The organism is Lactobacillus amylolyticus DSM 11664 (assembly GCF_000178475.1).
GTDB lineage: Bacteria > Bacillota > Bacilli > Lactobacillales > Lactobacillaceae > Lactobacillus > Lactobacillus amylolyticus.
On sequence record NZ_ADNY01000021.1, the window covers coordinates 1 to 1372 of the forward strand.

The 1372-nt window shown below is 41.3% G+C and carries 1 protein-coding gene; it reads left to right on the forward strand.

Annotation, left to right across the window (positions count from 1 at the left end; genetic code table 11):
• The first annotated feature begins 132 nt into the window (after positions 1 to 132).
• Positions 133 to 1311, forward strand: coding sequence for an IS256 family transposase (locus HMPREF0493_RS02670; protein ID WP_040457022.1), 1179 nt, complete (start codon positions 133 to 135; stop codon positions 1309 to 1311).
• The last annotated feature ends 61 nt before the right edge of the window (positions 1312 to 1372 follow it).

Sequence of the window (1372 nt, forward strand, 5' to 3'; positions counted from 1 at the left end):
GAGACCGTAAAATAGTTTGTGTAAGGATGAATGATTCCTTAAATTAATTTCTGAAAACATTAGAAAAAGGAGTTCCTTTCTCGTATGATTGGATTGAACAAAAAAACAACATACAGAAAGAAGAACTCCTTCATGAATGATTTTACCAAAAATATGGCTCAAGCACTATTCAATCAAGACAAAGTTAATGATTTTTTGCGCAAGGAAATTCAAACTGCAGTTAATCAATTGCTTGAAGCTGAATTGACTGCCTTTTTAGGCTATGATCCTTATGCAAAAAGCGGATGGAACTCTGGCAATTCCAGAAACGGCATCTATTATCGCAAGGTTGATACGCAGTTTGGCCAGATCGAAATTCAGGTTCCCAGAGACAGAAACGGCGAATTTCATCAGCACACTCTGCCTGACTACAAGCAGCACTCGGACGTCCTGGAAAGCATGATTATCAAGCTTTATGCCAAAGGCGTCACTACCAGAGAAATAGCCGATCTGATTGAAAAGATGTACGGCAGCCATTACAGTCCGGCTCAGGTATCAAATATTTCCAAGCAAATGATTCCAAAGGTTGAAGCCTATCACAAACGCAAGCTTAGCGACAGGTTCTTTTGCGTTTATCTTGACGCAACGTATCTTCCGCTGTGCCGAGAAACGTTTGAGCGTGAAGCCGTCTATATTGCCATCGGCATCAGGCCCAATGGCCATAAAGAAGTAATCGACTACTGCATAGCACCCAGCGAAAACGTCGAAGTTTGGACTGAAATGCTTCAAAACATGAGATCGCGGGGTTTGAAGCAAGTCGAGCTTTTCTTGTCTGACGGTGTTGTCGGCATGAAAACAGCTCTGGCAAAGACTTATCCCAAAGCACATTTTCAGCGCTGCCTGGTTCATGTCATGCGCAATATTTGCAATAAAGTGCGTGTTGACGATCGTGAGACAATCATGAACGATTTCAAGCAGATTCATAGGCAGCCTAACAAGACAGCCGCTGTACAAACTCTTCATGCATTCTATGACAAATGGAACAAGGCATACAATCATGTCATTAGGAATCTAAAAGACATTGAGCCTGATCTATTGGTCTTTTACAACTATCCCAAACAGATCAGACCCTCAATCTATTCCACCAACATGATTGAATCCTTTAACAATGTCGTTAAACGCAAGGCAAAGCCCAAAGCAGAGTTTCCAAGCGAGCAGTCGCTTGATACTTTCATTGGCATTCAGGCAATAAGCTACAATGATCGCTACTTCAACCGAATCCATAAAGGCTTCGGCCAAGTGCAGGATACATTGGAATCCTACTTTGACTAAGAAAAAATTAAAAAATCAATTTACGAGAAAGATCTATTTACACAAACTATTTGACAGTGTC